This is a genomic window from Aeromicrobium sp., from assembly GCF_047606445.1.
Classification (GTDB): Bacteria; Actinomycetota; Actinomycetes; order Propionibacteriales; family Nocardioidaceae; genus Aeromicrobium.
In genome coordinates this window covers 32,207-48,087 of the sequence record NZ_JASGEK010000058.1, presented here as the reverse complement: position 1 = coordinate 48,087, position 15,881 = coordinate 32,207, and the positions used below count along the sequence as shown (strand labels likewise).

Genomic DNA, 15,881 nt, shown 5'->3' with positions numbered 1-15,881 from the left:
GGAACGACGAGCCTCGAAGGGAGCCTGGATATCGACGGCCCCTTTACAGCCAACTCCCCCGCACCGCCCACGAAGTGTGAGAGCCACGCGCTCTCAGCGGCTCTTGGCGACCTTCACCCCGCCGAGCGCCAACCCGAGGAAACGCTGATAACTCGGCTCGCCTTCGGCGTACAACTCGTCAGAGACCTCGACAACCCCTCGAGCGACCACGACGCACGACACGACGAAACGACGCGATCCCTCCCAACCGTTGTTGTAGTCGGCGTCATGGCGAGTGGCCTGCAAATCGATGAAATCCTCAGCGGCACCCCGCAACTGCGGATCGGAGCCCTCCAACACTCGTCGCAGCGCGACATTGCCTTGTCCGCTCACAGCACTCGCAAGAGCCAACAAATCCGTGTGGCTCACCCAGCGGGAAACAAGCGTATGGTTCTCGGTCCATGTGTGCTCTCCCAGCAACCGCCATGCCGCATGACGAGCCCAACGATGGAAGGCCGCGTAGTAAGCGGTGCTGGCTGCTCGTCTCAACTGAGCATCGATTGTGCGCTCGTCGCTCTCCGACTCGGCGATCAAACCATCGGCGAGGTCTAACAGCTGGTCGGATTCGATCAAGCGGCTGGAGGACATCAGCGCCCCTCGGGATCGGCCGTGTAGCTCACTCTGAAGCGATGCTTGTCTCCGATAACCTCATAAACGATGGCGCGCGCCTCATGGCGGATCACGAAGAACGACTCAGGATCGAACATGTCGCCGACGCCGTCGTCCTGGATCCTGACCGTCACCACGACTCCTTCGCCGTCCGGCCCGTCGCCCTGGGTCACGGTCACGTCCTGCGTGCTGATCGGCCCAGCCGTCAGACGCATGATCCGGTCACGGATCTGTGTCGCGTCCTCATCAGAGATGGCGGGCATGACAGCAGTGTGCCAAATCGTCATCAGAAGCACTTCCCTTCGTCGGTCGTCGCCTCGGTCCATTCTGAGGCGGCTCCTCGGCATCAAGCCAGGAAAGCGTTCAGTCGGGCGGTACGTCAGCCCCGACGGAAGCGGTCGGTGAAGTCGTACCAAGGCTCGGTGATTTTGAACCACACGTCGTCCCACCACGCGACGACCGGCTCCATGATCTCGGCGAGCCAGTCGATCCGCTCCTCCAACAAGTCGTCGGGGAAGACCACGAAGGTCACCGCCATGATCGCCAGCGAGGCGGTCACCGAACCGAAGACGACGGCGAAGAAGATGTTCACGATCAGCGCGACGGTCACCGCGATCACCCGCGAGGGCCGGGTCAGCATGAGCGGAGCGAAGAACAGCTGGGTCAGCAGGACGGCGTAGGTCAGCAGTGCGAGCACGACCGAACTCGACGAGACGGCGTCGGAGATCGCCGGGAAGGGCCGGAACTCGGGCAGCTGCGTCGTGTAGTAGAGCGCCTCGCCAGAGCGCCACGCGGAGCGGGCGATCTTGTCGAAGCCGGCCGTCGTGTAGAGCAACACCGTCTGCACCGCCAGGCCCAGCACGCCGATGTTGTGCAGACTGACGCCGAGCCACTTGGGCAGCGCCTCGTAAGCGTCGCGGACACGCTGCCCGCCGCCGGCCATCGCGATCTTGAGCTCCTTGCGACGGCTGTCGAGCGAGCAGCGCTCCCCACAGGCGGTGAGCAACAGCCACAGCAGCGCCAGACGCACCGCATTGTCGCTGGACGCGCCGATCATCGGGTTCTGACCGGCGATGGCGACGAAACCGACGAAGGTCATCGCGTTGGCGACCTTCGTGTACCAGCCGAAGACGAGCGCCAGTGAGAAGAACACCGTGACGGCGTAGACGACGGTGACGACGCCGTCGGTGGCGTTGCGGACGAGCCACAGCTCCGGGAAAGCGGTGGCGTCACGCGCTGGTTCGGCCCAGATCGAGCCGTTGCCGACCCACAGCGACCGCTCGGAGAAGTTGACCGCCAGCGTCAGGAACACCGCCGACCCCAGAAGGATGCGACACAGCGCCAGCGCCGTCAGCGCGTGCCGCTGGCCGAAGAGCCACCGTTCGCACGCCTCCCGCGCCTGCGCGAGCACATCGACCGCGATCCACCACGCGTCACGCATCAGAGCCGTCCGTCCACATAGTCGTCGAATCCACGCTGCGCCTGCGGGTTGCCCGCCTGCGCCTCACGCCATCCCAGCGTCACCCAGTCGAAATCCACGTCGGCGAGCTTCGTGTCGTGCCGCTCATCGTAAGGCGGCACCCGTCGCAGACCGACCTTGATCTGCACCTGCTCGACGGTCCCGTCCTCGGCGGCGCCGACGAAAAGCGTCGCGAACCGTGCCGCCATCGACCAGTTCGCGAACAGCACCCTCGTGGTGTACGGCGTCGCTCCCGCCGCCTGAAGCTCCCGCATACGCGTCTCGATCTCAGCGTCGGGCAGGTCCTGCGCCACCACGTCTTTGGCCTCGCCGGGAAGCGGCACGACCGCGACGTTGAGGTTCGTGGCCAGGGAACGCGCCGAGAGCGACGCCCGCGAGGCGAACAGCCCCATGTCGGCCATCTGCACCTCCGTCACGTCGATCCAGTCGGTCGCGATCTCCTCGCCCTCTCGCGTGAGCACCTTGGCCCGGACCCGCATCGCCTCGTCAGCCCGCTGCATGGCCGGGTCCATCGCCATCGGGTCCTGCCGGAAGTACGGGTTGACGTAGGACGCGAGCTTGTCGTCGCCGATCGACTCCCGGATGGGGCTGGTCGGGCTGAGCCAGAGCCCGACGATGGCCGAGTGGACCACCACCGCAGCGGCCACCGTCAACATCACGCCGCTCTGCCACCGGGCGACCGAGGGAGCAGGAGCGGAGGCAGACACGCCCGTCATCCTAGTTCAGCGACCGCGAGGAAACGGCCACGAAACGTGTGACGCTCGCCAGCGCCCGCACATTCACCACGTGACTCACCCGGACAAGAGTCTGCGGACCTCAGGCCGTGCCGCCACACCTGGGGTCGTCGCTACGACACACATCCCTCACCGAACGGTTAATTGAGGCAACGTGGCGCGGCCGGACGAACGAGAAGTGGCGGCGGCCGAGCGTGACAATGCCGTCTCGTCCGAGGATGACAGGCAGGCGCGGACCATCCTGGATCCATTCGTCCGCCGGAGGCGGGCCAGCATGCTCCTTGACTCGAAAATGCCGATTTTCGACCTCCCGGAGGGCGCGAAGGGCACCCGGCGCCCGAGCCCCGAAAGAGTCCAGGAACGCATTCAAGCGAGGCGGTCGGCGGCGGCGGCGATGCGCTCGTCGGTGGCGGTGAAGGCGACGCGGACGTGGTGGGAGCCGGCCGGGCCGTAGAAGTCGCCGGGGGCGACGAGGATGCCGCGCTCGGACAGCCAGTCCACGGTGTCGCGGCACGGCTCGTCTCCCCGCTCTGTTTGACGCCGTGCCCACAGGTAGAGCGAGCCCTGCGAGTGGTCGATCCGGAAACCGGCCCGCTCCAACGCCTCGCGCAGCACCGTGCGGCGGCGGTCGTACCGTTCGCGCTGCTCGGCCACGTGCGCGTCGTCGGCGAGGGTCGCGGCGAGCGCCTGCTGCACCGGCGTCGGGACCATGAAGCCCAGATGTTTGCGCACCGCCAGCAGCTCGGCCACCACCGCCGGATCGCCCGCGACGAACGAGCCGCGATAGCCGGCCAGATTCGACCGCTTCGACGCCGAGAACACCGCCAGCAGACCCGTCGTGTCGCCGCCGCAGACGTCCGGGTGCAGCACCGAGACGGCTGGCTCGTCCCACGCGAAGTCGAGATAGCACTCGTCGGAGACCAGCAGCGTGCCCCGCTCGCGCGCCCACTCGACCACCTTGCGCGCATGCTCGACCCCGAGGATCTTGCCACTCGGATTCGCCGGGGAGTTCAGATAGAACAGGGACGGACGGCGCGGCCCCACCGCGACCGTCGAGTCGGTGGCCAGCACCTCGCAGCCCGCGTACCGGGCGCCCACCTCGTAGGTCGGATAGGCCAGCTCCGGGAAGACCACCAGGTCGCCCGCGCCCAGGCCCAGCTGGAGCGGCAGGTTCCCGATCAGCTCCTTGGAGCCGACCGTCATCAGGACGTGGTCGGCGGTCAGGCCCGTCGCGCCGGTCGCCCGCCCCAGCCAGTCGACGATCGACTGCCGCACCGCCTCCGGGCCGGCGACCGTCGGGTAGCCGTGCGCGTCGGCGGCGCCGGCCAGCGCCTGCCGCGCCAGCGCGGGGGCCGGGTCGACCGGCGTGCCGACCGACAGGTCGACGATGCCGCCCGGGTGGGCGCTCGCGCGGGCCTTCGCCCCGGCGATCGTGTCCCACGGGAAATCCGGGAAACGCTGCGACACCCGGCCCATGGATCAGTCCTGGTTCTGCGGCGGGAGCGCCTCGATCATCGGGTGGTCGCGCTCGATGACGCCCATCTTCGCCGCGCCGCCGGGCGAGCCCAGCTCGTCGAAGAAGTTCACGTTGGCGTCGTAGTAGTCCGCCCACTCCTCCGGGGTGTCGTCCTCGTAGAAGATGGCCTCGGGCGGGCAGACCGGCTCGCAGGCGCCGCAGTCGACGCACTCGTCGGGATGGATGTAGAGCATGCGCTTGCCCTCGTAGATGCAGTCCACGGGACACTCGTCGACGCACGCGCGATCCTTCACGTCCACGCACGGCTGGGCGATCACATACGTCACTGCTCTGTCTCCTTCGAGTGGGCCGTCTACCAGTATCGCCGCAGATCAGGCGTCCCGGCACGTTAGGTTCACCTCATGGACACCCAGCTCGTCGGACGTCGGATCAGCGTGCGTTTCCGCACCTCGGACGGGGCGGCGAGCGACGTCGTCGGACGGGTGCTCGCCGTCGATCCGCTGCTCCGGCTGGAGCGCCGCGACGGCACGCTCGCGACCGTCGACCCCGACGCCGTGCTGATCCTGCGGGTCGTTCCGGACCGGCCGCTGCGCACCCGGCGCGCCACCGCCGCGCCCGTCGACCTGATCCGCCGGATCGCGCAGCGCGCCTGGCCGGCCGAGGAGTCCCTCCCCCTCGACGGCTGGGAACTGCGCCACACGCCCGGCGCCGGCCCCCGGCTCAACTCCGCGCTGGCGCTGGAGTCGGTCGACGAGCGACTCCTCGCGGCCGCCCGCGACTTCTACGCCGCCCGCGGTCTGCCGCCGCTGGTCGAGGTGGAGGCCGGGAGCGCGCTGGAACGACAGGCGGGCGAGTTCGGCTGGCGGCCCGTCGGCGACCGGACCCGCGTGCTCGTCGCACAGCTCGACCGCCGCTGGCCGGTCGACGCCGGGGTGAGCGTCGAGGCGCCCGGACGCGCGACCCTCCGGCGCGGCGACGCTACCGCGACCGTCGTGGTCACCGGCGAGTGGGCGGGTGTCACCGCCGACGACGAGGCCCTGCTCGCCGCCTGCCTCGGCTGGGCGGTCGAGGCGGGCGCGGACAAAGCCCACGCCCGCCTCGACCCGGCCGACGACGAGTCGCCCTGGCGCGTGCTCGGCTTCCTCGACCATCACGACCTGGCCTACCTGACGTCGGTGTGAGTCAGCCCGTCGGCTGCGGCGTCTCCCCCGGCGGCGGACCACAGATCACGTGGTCGGCCGCCTGGTAGACTGCCGTGTCGGTCTCGGTCTTGACGACCTCGCCGTTCTGCTTGAACGTGCGGACGATGTCGATGTCGAAGCCCTGGATCGGCGACTGCGAGACGCAGGCGGCGCTGGTGTCGTACCGGGTGCCGCCGCTGCGGAAATTGCGGCGCGGCGACTCGCTCGCCTCGATGTCCCAGATCTTCGTGCTCCACATCTCGACGTGCATCTCGCCCCGTCCGCCCGGCGTGCTCTTGTTGACCCACGCCTTGACGAGGACGCCGTGGTCGGTCGGATTGGTGAAGCGCAGGTCGAGCGAGCCGTAGTACACCGTCGCCTCCCGGCCGACCGGATAGCGGTCGATGTAGAACATGTGCGGGTGGTGCTCGTCGTCGTCAAGGCCGGCGAAGAAGGCCGCGTTGTAGAGCGTGGTCACCACCTGCGACACCCCGCCGCCGGTCTCGTTGCGGAACTGGCCGCCGTTGATGACCGCGCCGCTGGTGAAGCCGTTGGCCTCGGTGCGCTCGCCGACGGTGTCGTTGAAGCTGAACGTCTCGCCAGGCAACAGCAGGTAGCCGTCGACCAGCTCCGCGGCGCGGCCCTGGTTGACGTTGCGGTACTCGGCGTGCGGGTAGTAGGTGGAGAACTCACTGACCTTCTCGGTGATGCCCAGCGCCCCGATGTCCTCGGCGGTCAGCTTCGGCTCGACCGTCGTCGCCTCGGTCGCCAGCACCCGCTCGGCGCCGACCGCGGTGAGCACGGGCAGCAGCGCCGTGGCGGTCTCCTCCGGGTGCAGGCCGGTGCCGGGCTCGCCCTCGGTGATGACGGGCGCGCCGTCGACGATGTCGATCGTGGCGTCCTTCGGCGGATCGCCGAGGCTGGCGGTCGCGTCGGCGAGCGGGTCGGCGAGGATCTCCGGGTCGATGTAGGGGGCCATGGCGCCGTCCTCGACCCGCACTTGCAGGGCGGGGGCGTAGGCCATGACCGGCAGTTCCATGGTCTGGTCGCCGACCTGCAGTTGGATCGGCGCGCTCACCGCGGGCGCGGCGATGTCGGCCATCGCCTGCTCCAGTCCGGCCGCGTCGACGGCCGGCTCGACGACCTGGACGGGGATCTGGACCGGCTCGTCGCCGACCAGGTAGACGTCACGGATCGCCTCGAGCAGTCCCTCGGTGGTGACCTTGCGCCCGTCGGCGGGCTGCGTCGGCGTCGGCTGGGCCTCGGGGAAGGTGATGAGCGCCTCGGTCACCGGGACGTCGACCGACTGCGCCACCGCGTCGTGCGCGGAGCCGAAGGCGGCCTCGTCGACCGTCAGCTCGGGACGGTGGTCGCCTCCGCCGAAGATCGAGCGGACCATCGCGACCGGATTCCAGGTCCGCTCGCCGCCCGCCGCGTCGACCGACCCCTCCGTGTCGAGCGCCAGACCCATGTCCTGGGCCGGGTGGACGAACTCGGACTCCTCGAAGACCAAGGTGAGCTCTTGGTTCTCACGCGGCCCCAGCTCCTTCTCCAGCTTCGACTCGGCCTTGGCCGGGCTGAGACCGCCGACGTCGACGCCGCCTATGGTGGTGTCGGCGGGCAGCCGGGAGCCGCTGAGGAAGTAGCCGCCGACGTAGAGGCCGCCGAGCACGACGACCGCCGCGGCCAGTGCCCACCGCTTCCAGTGACGCTTCTTCGGCTCGTCGTCGCCTGCGGAACCGTCCGGGGACGGCGCGCCGGGCGGGGGCGGCGGCAGGTCGACCGGCGGGAGGTCGTCGGCGGCCTCCTCGGCGACGACCGTCTCGTCGGGGGCCGACTCAGGCGACGGGGTCGACGGATCGTCGCTGTCGCTGGTCATCGTTCTCCTTGGCGATAGGTCTTCTCAGACGCGTCCGACCGCATGATCGTCCCGTAGTGCGAGCGGTAGTACAACAAGGGAGTGTCCTCGAATTCGTGGACACGGGCGGCGAGGACGTCGCCGACGAGGATCGAGTGGTCGCCGCCGTCGTGCACGGCCGCGGTGCGGCACTCCAGCCAGGCGAGGCCGTCGTCGAGCAGCATGACGCCGGTGTCGCCGCGATGATGGGCGAAGCGTTCGATCTGACCGTCGAGGGGCCGGCCCCGCCACGCGAACCACGCGGAGGCCTCCTGCGCCGCCTCGGCCAGGACCGACACGCCCCACACGCCGGACTCCAGCACGGCGTCGTGGAACCGGCTCACCTTGTGGGCGCAGACGAGCACCTGGGGCGGGTTCATCGAGACGGAGGTGAACGCGCTGGCCGTCATCGCGTGGTCGACGCCGTCGACCACGGTGCTGACCACCGTGACGCCGCTGGCGAAACGACCCAACGCCCCCCGGAAAGCCGTATCGTCGACCACGTCTCTCATCACCTTCTCAGTTTAGAGTTCCCTAACACGACACCGCCGAGGCACCCTAGGCCGAGCCCGAGGAACGCCCAGCTCACCAGGTCGTTCGCGACCAGATAGTCGCCCGGCGAGATCGAGCCTTGCAGCGCCACCATCAGCCCCCAGCCGATCAGCACCGCCGCGCTGCCCGCCGACACCGCGCGGTCGGCGACGAGCGCGACCGGGACCAACGGCGCCACCGCCACCACGATCCCCCAGGGCAGGTCGAGGCCGACCGCGTGGACGTCGTGCCGATGCGCGAGCGCCCCCAACACGCCGAGCACGAGACCCGCGAGCGCCCAGAGCCCGCGGATCACAGCCCGGCGAACAGGTCCTCCTCCAGGCCGGACGCGCCCACCGGGCCGCGGACGCCCTTGACGAGGCGATAGTGCTCGGTGGCCCAGACCAGCTTGGCGAGGTCGAGGCCCATCGCGAAGAACTCGCCGTCGGCGGTGATCTGGGTGGCGTGCGCGCGCATCGCGGCGAGTTTCGCGTCGACGTGCTCGGCCGACTCGACGACCGCGTCGAGGTCCTCGTCCTCGACCATGAACGGCGGGAGGTTCTCGGGGTCCATGCCGCCGAAGGCCTCCATGCCCATCTCGCGCATGGCCCGGATGCCCTCGCGGGCGCGGGAGGCCGACATCGCCGTCCAGTAGACCTTCGGCACGTCCCACGCCTCGCCGAGGTCGCGGCGGTGGCTGGGCGCGGCGGCCAGCGCGACGGCGTAGTGCGTCACCCGGTGGGCCTGGACGTGGTCGGGGTGGCCGTAGCCGCCGAACTCGTCATAGGTGACGACGACCTGCGGACGGGTCTCGCGGATCACCTCGACGAGGCAGTTCGCGGCCTCCAGCAGGTCGGCGTTCCAGAAGGAGCGGGGGTCGATCTCGTCGGCGGCGGTGGCGTTGCCGTCCTCGTCCCACTTCATGCCGGAGTCGCGGAAGCGTCCGGGGCCGCCGAGCACGCGGTGGTCGGTGACGCCCAGCTCGGCCATCGCGGCGGCCAGCTCGCCCGCGCGGTGCGCGCCGAGGGCGTCGTCTGCGTCAGCGGCCAGGTGCGCGAGCTCGGGCACGAGCACCTCGCCGAGGTCGCCGAGCGTGCAGGTGACGAGGGTGACGGCGGCGCCGTCGGCGACGTACTTCGCCATGGTGACGCCGTTGCTGATCGACTCGTCGTCGGGGTGGGCGTGGACGAGCAGCAGTCGTCGCTCCGGCAGGGTCATGGGGACCAGGCTACGGGGCGGGCGCGGCCGGTGATTGCATGCTCCTATGAGCTTGTCCTACCCGCGCCTCGCCGCCCGCACGCTGCGTTTCTCGCTCGGCGTTCCCCGGAACGTCACGGTCTCGCCGGACGGGGCCGCGGTCCGCTTCATCCGCACGCCGGACGGCCTCACCCGCACTGGGCAACTGTGGGAGCACGACGTCGCCACCGGGGCGGAATCCCTGCTGGTCGACCCAGTCGCACTGCTCGGCGGCGACGACGAGGAGATGTCGGCGGCCGAGCGGGCACGGCGCGAGCGGGCGCGCGAGGGCAGCGGCGGGCTCGTCTCCTACGACGTCGACGAGACGGGACGCTGGGCGGTCTTCGCACTGTCGGGGCGCCTGTGGGCCACCCATCTCGGCACGAAGGCCACGCGCGAGCTGCCGTCGGAGGGCGCGGTGATCGACCCCCGGCTCGATCCGACGGGACGCCGCGTCGCCTACTCCGAGGACGGCGCGCTGTGGGTGGTGGAGTTGGCCGGCGACGAGCGGGTCCGGGTGGCCGGCGGGGACGGGGCCGTCTGGGGGCAGGCGGAGTTCATCGCCGCCGAGGAGATGGAGCGCATGCGCGGCTTCTGGTGGTCGCCGGACGGCCGGTCGCTGCTGGTCGAGCGCTACGACGAGTCGCAGGTGCCCGTCTGGCATATCGCCGACCCGGCTCACCCGGAGCTCCCCGCCACCGCGCACCGTTATCCGGCGGCGGGCACGACGAACGCCGACGTGTCGCTCTGGCACATCACCATCGACGGGCGGCGGACCGAGGTCGTGTGGGACCGCGACGCCTTCGAGTACCTCGGGCGGGTCACCTGGACCGAGGACGGACCGCCGCTGCTGCAAGTGCTCTCGCGCGACCAGAAGCGGTCGCTGGTGCTGTCGGTCGACATCGCCTCCGGCGCGACGACGACGCTGCGCGAGCTGGCCGACGAGGCGTGGGTCGAGCTGGGTCCGGCGCCGCGGTGGGCCGGCGAGCGGCTGATGACGGTGGAGGACCACTCGGGCTGGCGGCGCGTCCTGATCGACGGGGAGCCGGTGTCGCCGGACGGCTGGCAGATCCGCTCGGTGGCGTCGGTCGAGGAGGACCACGTGGTCGTCACGGCGTCGGCGGAGCCGATCGAGGTCCAGGTGGTCCGCTGCTTCTTCGACGGGTCGTTCGAGCCGGTCACCGACGCGCCAGGCGTGCACGGGGCGGTCGTCGAGGGCTCGACCGTGGTCCTCACCCGGACCGGGCTCGACTCGACGCTGGTCCGCCACACGGTCCACTCCGGCGGCGAGGCGATGGGCGATCTCGGGAATGTCGCCGAGCCGCTGCCCTTCCACCCCGCGCCGACCTTGGTCCACGCGGGCGAACGGGAGTTGCGCACGGCCGTGCTGTTCCCGCAGGACCACACGCCGGGCACGCCGCTGCCGGTGCTGATGGACCCGTACGGCGGCCCGCACGCGCAGCGGGTCTGGTCGTCGGCGCGGGCCTTCGCCGAGTCGCAGTGGCTGGCCGACCAAGGGTTCTGCGTGGTCGTGGCCGACGGGCGCGGCACGCCGGGGCGCGGGTCGGCGTGGGAGCGCGCGGTGCTGCACGACTTCGCGGGCGTCACCCTCGACGACCAGGTCGCGGCGTTGGAGGCGGTGGCCGAACGGTTCGAGGGCGACGTCGACACCAGCCGGGTGGGCATCACCGGCTGGTCCTACGGCGGCTATCTCGCGGCGCTGGCGGTGCTGCGGCGGCCCGACGTCTTCCACGCGGCGGTGGCGGGCGCCCCGGTGACCGAGTGGCGGCTCTACGACACCTGCTACACCGAGCGGTACCTCGGCGACCCGAACGAGCAGCCGGAGGTCTACGACCGCAACTCACTGCTGCCGCTGGCCGACCAGTTGGAGCGTCCGCTGCTGCTGATCCACGGCCTCGCCGACGACAACGTGGTCGCCGCCCACACGCTGCGGCTCTCCTCGGCGCTGCTCGCCGCCGGCAAGCCCCACACCGTCCTGCCGCTGTCCGGCGTCACCCACATGACCCCGCAAGAGGTCGTCGCCGAGAACCTCAAGCTGCTCCAGGTCGAGTTCCTGCGCGACCACCTGGGCTGAGGGCGTGGGAGGTACCTCAGCAACCCAACGATCGAGGCGAAGGTAGCTCAGTAACCCAACGACGCCTCCGTAAGGTTCCTCCGCTACCCCCAGGCCACTCGTAAGGTTGCTGAGCTACCTCCCCGGGCTCTTTGTCATCAGCCCTGTTGCCGGGGCGCTGTGAGCCGGAAAGTCGCGCGGAAATCGGGCCACAGGGTGAGCCAGGCGCGCTCAGAATCCCCGCGAACGACGAAGGCCCCCGCGTCCACAGGGGACGCGGGGGCCTTCGGTCAGGCGATCAGCCCTGCTGGCGCTGGGCCAGCGCGGCGTTGATCTCCGGGTCGTTCAGCTGGCCGAGCCACTCCAGCATGCCCGGATAGGCCTGCGGGTTGAGCGCGGCGGCCGCCCGGGCCTGCGGGTAGTTCTGCACCAGATCGGCCAGCTCGGCCTGCGAGACCGTCGGGTCGGAGGCGCGCTGCACCACCGGGTCGGCGACCGGCGCGGCCGGGGGCTCCACCGGGGCGGGAGCGCCCGCCAGAGGCTCGACGGACGTCGGCGGGCCGACCGGGGGAGCCGTCGGCGCCGGGGCGGGAGCGGAGGCCGGCGCCTGGACGATCGGCGCGGTCGGGGCCGGGGCGACGGGCAGCGGGGCGCCCGTCGCAGGACCGGCGGCCTGCGCGTTCTCGAAGGCCTTCTTCGTCACCTTCGTGACACCGCCGAAGCCCACCAGCGCGAAGGCCAGCAACAGACCGACGAGAAGAGCCCCTAGCCAGGTGTCGGCGGCGACCGGGTCGCCGTAGCCGAAGCCGAAGCCGCTGGTGAGCATCGTGACGAAGCCCGCGCCTCCCTCGTCGATGATGGCGACGATGACGACGAGCACGATGGTCAGCACCATGTAACCGCCCGCTGCCGCCAACGACAGCACCTTCGAGCCCTCCGAGGAGGTGGTGACCACGCCGAGCGCGGTGACGCCGACGATCAGCACCGAGAAGATGATCGTGACGATCACCGGAGCGTCGAAGTCGTCGGTGACGATGCCCCGGAAGACCGCGCCGAGCAGGTGCAGGACGCCGGCCAGCGCCAGCACCACGAAGCCCCACTTGGCCGCGCCGGCCAGCGAGACCGGGTGGGTCGCGCCGCCCGTGGCGCGCGAGGCGCCCGGCGAGAACGCGGCCGCAGCCGCGCCGACCACCAGGAAGCCGCCGAAGCCGGGCAGGTCGAGACCCTCCCAGCCCATCGGGAGGGTGAGGAAGCCGGTGACTTGCGAGGAGTTCTGGCCGTCGATGTGGAACATGCCGAGCACCAAGAACAGCGAGCCCAGTCCGCCGGTGAGCGCGACGCCTGCGGGCTTGGCCAGCAGCGTCGGGACCGCCACGACGCCGAGCAGCACCGTGTACAGCACGCCGGCGAGCACGAAGACGATGATCTCGGGGGCGTCGGCGACGTCGTTCAAGTCGTCGATGAACAACAGGGTGGACAGGAGGCTGAACAGCGCCGCGAGGGCGACCAGGCCGCCGGTGACGTACACCCAGATCCGGTCGCTCGGGGCGAGCGAGGCGGGCGGCAGCTCGTGCTTGCGCGGCTGCGCGGCCAGCAGCGCGGCGAACAGGCCGACGCCCACGCCGACGCCCACGCCGCGGTCGTCGGCCAGGTCCAAGATCACCACGACGAGGACGCTGATGAAGTACGGGACGGCCGCGCCCAGCCGGATGAGGCCGTTGGTGCGCTGCTGCCAGGCCGGGCCGAAGACGCCCAGCTTGGACAGGTAGGACGGCAGCAGTCCGAGGACCGCGAAGGCCGTCGCCACGTCGACGAACCACAGTTCGGCGCCGGAGTCGCCCTCGCTCCAGTCGTAGAACAGGGCCGTGATCAACAGGATCAACGCCGCGACGTCACGCAGGACGTCGGTGAGCGGAAGGCCGGAGAAGGGGTTCTGGACCTGCTGAGGCGCGACGGCCGCCGACGGCTGGACCGGCGCCCCGACAGGCGGCTGCATAGGAGGCTGCGAAGTCATAGCCCGACAATAGCCCGATCAGGCCACCTTCGCCGAGACCGGTCCGGACTCAGCCCAGGTCGGGACGCTTCCGCCGTCGCGGGGCGTCTGGCAGCTCCGCTGCCTCGCCGTCGACGGGCAGGCGCTCGTCGCCGGGCATCCAGCCGCCGTAGACGTCGACCATCTCGACCACGCGGTCGTCGAAGGGGGTCACGGCCAGCGTCCAGGCCTTGTCCTCGGCGTCGTCGTCGCCGGCGAAGGCCTCGGCCCGCAGGCTGGTCTCGTAGCCCTCGGCCTGCAACGCCTTGACCAGATCGGAAGCGTCGTCGGCCTCGTCGAAATAGATGTCGGGCACGCCCGTCTCACTTACCGATGACGGCCAGCGCCTCGTCGCGGACGCGGGCCATGACCTGCTCGTCGTCGCCCTCGACGTTGAGCCGCAGCAACGGCTCGGTGTTGGAGGCACGGACGTTGAACCACCAGTCGGGGCCGGTGACGGTGAGCCCGTCGAGCCGGTCCTGCGGGTGGTCGGCGTAGGCCTGGGCCAGCTCCTCGATGACGGCGGACGCGTCGGCGACGGTGCTGTTGACCTCCCCGGAGGCGGCGTACCGCTCGAACTCGGCCATCAGCGCCGAGACAGGGCGGTCGCTCTCGGCCAGCGCGCCCATGACGTGCAGCGCGGCCAGCATGCCGGAGTCGGCCAGGTAGAAGTCGCGGAAGTAGAAGTGGCCGGAGTGCTCGCCGCCGAAGACCGCGCCGGTGCGGGCCATCTCGGCCTTGATGAGCGAGTGGCCGACCGGGGTGCGCACCGCCGTGCCGCCGCGCTCGGCGACGATCTCGGGCACCGCCTTGGAGCAGATGGCGTTGTGCAGGATCGTCGCGCCGGGCTGGGCGGCCAGATAGCGCGCGCCGATGAGCGCGGTGATCGCCGACGGAGAGACCGGCTCGCCGCGCTCGTCGACCACGAAGCAGCGGTCGGCGTCGCCGTCGAAGGCGAGGCCGAGGTCGGCGCCGTGCTCGCGGACGGCCGCCTGGAGGTCGACGAGCGTGCTGGCGTCGAGCGGGTTGGCCTCGTGGTTCGGGAAAGTCCCGTCGAGCTCGAAGTACAGAGGGAGCACGTCGACGTCGAGCTGGTCGAGCACGGCGCGGGCGGTGTGACCGGCCATGCCGTTGCCCGCGTCGACCGCCACGGTGAGGCGTCGTCCGGAAACCGGGGCGAGCCCGACCACCAGATCGGCGTACTCGGACAGGAAGTCGCGTTCGGTCAGCGTGCCGCGCGGCTCCGGCGCGGGCTCGTCGAGCAGCTCGGAGGCGACCTCGGCGATGGCCGACAGGCCCGTGTCGAAACCGATCGGCCGCGCGCCCGCCCGACACACTTTGAAACCGTTGTAGCCGGCCGGGTTGTGGCTGGCGGTGACCATCACGCCGGGCAGGTCGAGGCGGCCGGAGGCGGCGTAGAGCATGTCGGTCGAGGCGAAGCCGACCATCACGACGTCGCCGCCCTCGGCGCGCACGCCGTCGGCGATGGCGCCGGCGAGCTCGGGCGAGGTGTCGCGCATGTCGTGGCCGACCACCACCGCCCCTCCGCCGCCGGCGACGCCGACTTCGCGGGCGTAGGCCCGGCCGAAGGCCAGCGCCAGGGAGGCGTCGAGTTGGTCGGGAGTGGTCCCGCGGACGTCGTAGGCCTTGGTGACGGCGCTGAAGCGAGCGTGCATGGGGTCGATCCTAGAGGGCGGCCTCAGTCACGCGGCCGGACCACACGCAGGCCGCCCGTCGTTTCGGCATCGGCGGCCGTGCGGGGGTCGCGTCCGGCCTCGCGCACGGCGTCGGCGAGCGCGAGGAGGTCGTCGTGCGACGGCGCGGCGGCGGCCGGGTCGATCTCGCGGCGGATGACGTTCCACCCCTGGGGCACCGACAGCCGCGTCGCGTGCTCGCCGCACAGGTCGTAGCTGTGCGGCTCGGCCGACGACGCCAGCGGGCCGATGACGGCCATCTGGTCGGCGTAGACATAGGTGAGGGTGGCGGTCGCCGCGCGGGGGCAGCCAGCTCGAGTACAGCGACGGACACTCACGCCCGCGAGACTACCCCGCCCCGCCTCACGTCGACCGTTAGGCTCGCCTCGTGTCTCCCGCGCATCCTCCCCGGCGACGCCGTTTCGTCGGCCCCGGACTCGATCCGGTGATCGTCGGGCCCCGCCCCGGACGCCTGCGCGACCGGCGCGGACGCGGACTGCGGGGGCCGATGGCGCTGCCGGGGCCGCTCTCGCCGTCGAGCCTGCCGATCCACCGCACCCGCCGGGAGGCCTTCGACCGCCTGGTCGCCGAGGCGCTGACCCTGCTCGACCCGCACTTCCGCCATCACGGGGGCGACGTCGAGATCGTGGTGGAGGAGGCGCCGCTGCTGCCGGACGGCTGGTCCGAGCCCATCCCTACCTGGCACGTCGCCGAGGAGCCGGTCCGCGTGGTGCTCTACCGGCTGCCGCTGAGCCGCTCCCGCTCCGCCGACGAACTGGAGAAGGCCGTCTGGACCGCCTTGGTCGACGCCCTGGCCGAGGCATGGCACACCACCCCCGCCGACCTCGACCCCGCCCGCTCCTGATCCTGGGGTCGTTCCTCGTCGACGCTCCCGAC

The 15,881-nt window shown here is 71.0% G+C and carries 17 protein-coding genes; 3 read left to right on the top strand and 14 right to left on the bottom strand.

The genetic code is table 11. The annotated features are described in order from the left end of the window. Positions 1-93: 93 nt before the first annotated feature. From QM621_RS10935 to fdxA, 6 genes are all read right to left on the bottom strand, one after another. Positions 94-627: a hypothetical protein gene (locus QM621_RS10935; RefSeq protein WP_414990413.1), complete on the bottom strand. Its 534-nt coding sequence runs from the start codon at positions 625-627 to the stop codon at positions 94-96. After that, positions 627-911: a hypothetical protein gene (locus tag QM621_RS10930; protein WP_414990412.1), complete on the bottom strand. Its 285-nt coding sequence runs from the start codon at positions 909-911 to the stop codon at positions 627-629. Before QM621_RS10930 ends, QM621_RS10935 begins: the two co-directional genes overlap by 1 nt. A 116-nt stretch (positions 912-1,027) precedes the next feature. Beyond that, entirely contained in the window at positions 1,028-2,089 is a 1,062-nt protein-coding gene (locus QM621_RS10925) for an HTTM domain-containing protein (protein ID WP_414990411.1), read from the bottom strand. After that, a complete protein-coding gene (locus QM621_RS10920; RefSeq protein WP_414990410.1) occupies positions 2,089-2,835 on the bottom strand; it encodes a DUF5819 family protein in 747 nt (248 codons plus the stop codon). Before QM621_RS10920 ends, QM621_RS10925 begins: the two co-directional genes overlap by 1 nt. Positions 2,836-3,228: 393 nt before the next feature. Further along, positions 3,229-4,338, bottom strand: a complete 1,110-nt coding sequence (gene dapC / locus QM621_RS10915) for a succinyldiaminopimelate transaminase (protein ID WP_414990409.1) — start codon at positions 4,336-4,338, stop codon at positions 3,229-3,231. Positions 4,339-4,341: 3 nt separating this feature from the next. Further along, complete coding sequence (fdxA, locus tag QM621_RS10910; protein ID WP_414990408.1) at positions 4,342-4,665, bottom strand: ferredoxin; 324 nt, start codon at positions 4,663-4,665, stop codon at positions 4,342-4,344. 75 nt (positions 4,666-4,740) lie between these two features. Between fdxA and QM621_RS10905 the strand changes: the two genes are divergently transcribed. Continuing rightward, positions 4,741-5,520 carry a hypothetical protein gene (locus QM621_RS10905; RefSeq protein WP_414990407.1) on the top strand — a complete coding sequence of 260 codons (780 nt, stop codon included), beginning with the start codon at positions 4,741-4,743 and terminating at the stop codon, positions 5,518-5,520. A gap of 1 nt (position 5,521) precedes the next feature. Here the strand turns inward: QM621_RS10905 and QM621_RS10900 are convergent, their stop codons facing one another. From QM621_RS10900 to mshB, 4 genes are read right to left on the bottom strand one after another with little or no spacing between them, the layout of a single operon-like run. Continuing rightward, a complete protein-coding gene (locus tag QM621_RS10900; protein ID WP_414990406.1) occupies positions 5,522-7,399 on the bottom strand; it encodes a VanW family protein in 1,878 nt (625 codons plus the stop codon). After that, positions 7,396-7,929, bottom strand: a complete 534-nt coding sequence (locus QM621_RS10895; RefSeq protein WP_414990405.1) for a flavin reductase family protein — start codon at positions 7,927-7,929, stop codon at positions 7,396-7,398. Before QM621_RS10895 ends, QM621_RS10900 begins: the two co-directional genes overlap by 4 nt. Then, positions 7,929-8,264 carry a hypothetical protein gene (locus QM621_RS10890; protein ID WP_414990404.1) on the bottom strand — a complete coding sequence of 112 codons (336 nt, stop codon included), beginning with the start codon at positions 8,262-8,264 and terminating at the stop codon, positions 7,929-7,931. Before QM621_RS10890 ends, QM621_RS10895 begins: the two co-directional genes overlap by 1 nt. Further along, the gene (mshB, locus tag QM621_RS10885) at positions 8,261-9,166 is read right to left on the bottom strand and encodes an N-acetyl-1-D-myo-inositol-2-amino-2-deoxy-alpha-D-glucopyranoside deacetylase (RefSeq protein WP_414990403.1); all 906 of its coding nucleotides are present in this window, start codon (positions 9,164-9,166) and stop codon (positions 8,261-8,263) included. Before mshB ends, QM621_RS10890 begins: the two co-directional genes overlap by 4 nt. Before the next feature lie 46 nt (positions 9,167-9,212). Between mshB and QM621_RS10880 the strand changes: the two genes are divergently transcribed. Beyond that, a complete protein-coding gene (locus QM621_RS10880) occupies positions 9,213-11,279 on the top strand; it encodes a prolyl oligopeptidase family serine peptidase (RefSeq protein WP_414990402.1) in 2,067 nt (688 codons plus the stop codon). A gap of 277 nt (positions 11,280-11,556) precedes the next feature. Here the strand turns inward: QM621_RS10880 and QM621_RS10875 are convergent, their stop codons facing one another. From QM621_RS10875 to QM621_RS10860, 4 genes are read right to left on the bottom strand one after another with little or no spacing between them, the layout of a single operon-like run. After that, positions 11,557-13,272 carry a hypothetical protein gene (locus QM621_RS10875; protein WP_414990401.1) on the bottom strand — a complete coding sequence of 572 codons (1,716 nt, stop codon included), beginning with the start codon at positions 13,270-13,272 and terminating at the stop codon, positions 11,557-11,559. Positions 13,273-13,321: 49 nt separating this feature from the next. Next, on the bottom strand, positions 13,322-13,606 hold the full coding sequence (locus QM621_RS10870; RefSeq protein ID WP_414990400.1) for a hypothetical protein: 285 nt from the start codon (positions 13,604-13,606) through the stop codon (positions 13,322-13,324). 7 nt (positions 13,607-13,613) lie between these two features. Further along, positions 13,614-14,966, bottom strand: a complete 1,353-nt coding sequence (locus tag QM621_RS10865) for a phosphomannomutase/phosphoglucomutase (protein WP_414990399.1) — start codon at positions 14,964-14,966, stop codon at positions 13,614-13,616. Positions 14,967-14,989: 23 nt separating this feature from the next. Beyond that, entirely contained in the window at positions 14,990-15,322 is a 333-nt protein-coding gene (locus QM621_RS10860) for a DUF3499 domain-containing protein (RefSeq protein WP_414990398.1), read from the bottom strand. 50 nt (positions 15,323-15,372) lie between these two features. Here QM621_RS10860 and QM621_RS10855 point away from each other — a divergent pair, with 50 nt between their 5' ends. Then, positions 15,373-15,849, top strand: coding sequence for a metallopeptidase family protein (locus tag QM621_RS10855; protein WP_414990397.1), 477 nt, complete (start codon positions 15,373-15,375; stop codon positions 15,847-15,849). Positions 15,850-15,881 lie beyond the last annotated feature (32 nt).

Excerpts from the sequence above, each read along its gene's own strand:
- QM621_RS10935 (WP_414990413.1), bottom strand. The coding sequence starts at position 627 with ATGTCCTCCAGCCGCTTGATCGAATCCGACCAGCTGTTAGACCTCGCC.
- QM621_RS10930 (WP_414990412.1), bottom strand. The coding sequence starts at position 911 with ATGCCCGCCATCTCTGATGAGGACGCGACACAGATCCGTGACCGGATC.
- QM621_RS10925 (WP_414990411.1), bottom strand. The coding sequence starts at position 2,089 with ATGCGTGACGCGTGGTGGATCGCGGTCGATGTGCTCGCGCAGGCGCGG.
- dapC (WP_414990409.1), bottom strand. The coding sequence starts at position 4,338 with ATGGGCCGGGTGTCGCAGCGTTTCCCGGATTTCCCGTGGGACACGATC.
- QM621_RS10905 (WP_414990407.1), top strand. The coding sequence starts at position 4,741 with ATGGACACCCAGCTCGTCGGACGTCGGATCAGCGTGCGTTTCCGCACC.
- QM621_RS10900 (WP_414990406.1), bottom strand. The coding sequence starts at position 7,399 with ATGACCAGCGACAGCGACGATCCGTCGACCCCGTCGCCTGAGTCGGCC.
- QM621_RS10895 (WP_414990405.1), bottom strand. The coding sequence starts at position 7,929 with ATGAGAGACGTGGTCGACGATACGGCTTTCCGGGGGGCGTTGGGTCGT.
- mshB (WP_414990403.1), bottom strand. The coding sequence starts at position 9,166 with ATGACCCTGCCGGAGCGACGACTGCTGCTCGTCCACGCCCACCCCGAC.
- QM621_RS10880 (WP_414990402.1), top strand. The coding sequence starts at position 9,213 with ATGAGCTTGTCCTACCCGCGCCTCGCCGCCCGCACGCTGCGTTTCTCG.
- QM621_RS10875 (WP_414990401.1), bottom strand. The coding sequence starts at position 13,272 with ATGACTTCGCAGCCTCCTATGCAGCCGCCTGTCGGGGCGCCGGTCCAG.
- QM621_RS10865 (WP_414990399.1), bottom strand. The coding sequence starts at position 14,966 with ATGCACGCTCGCTTCAGCGCCGTCACCAAGGCCTACGACGTCCGCGGG.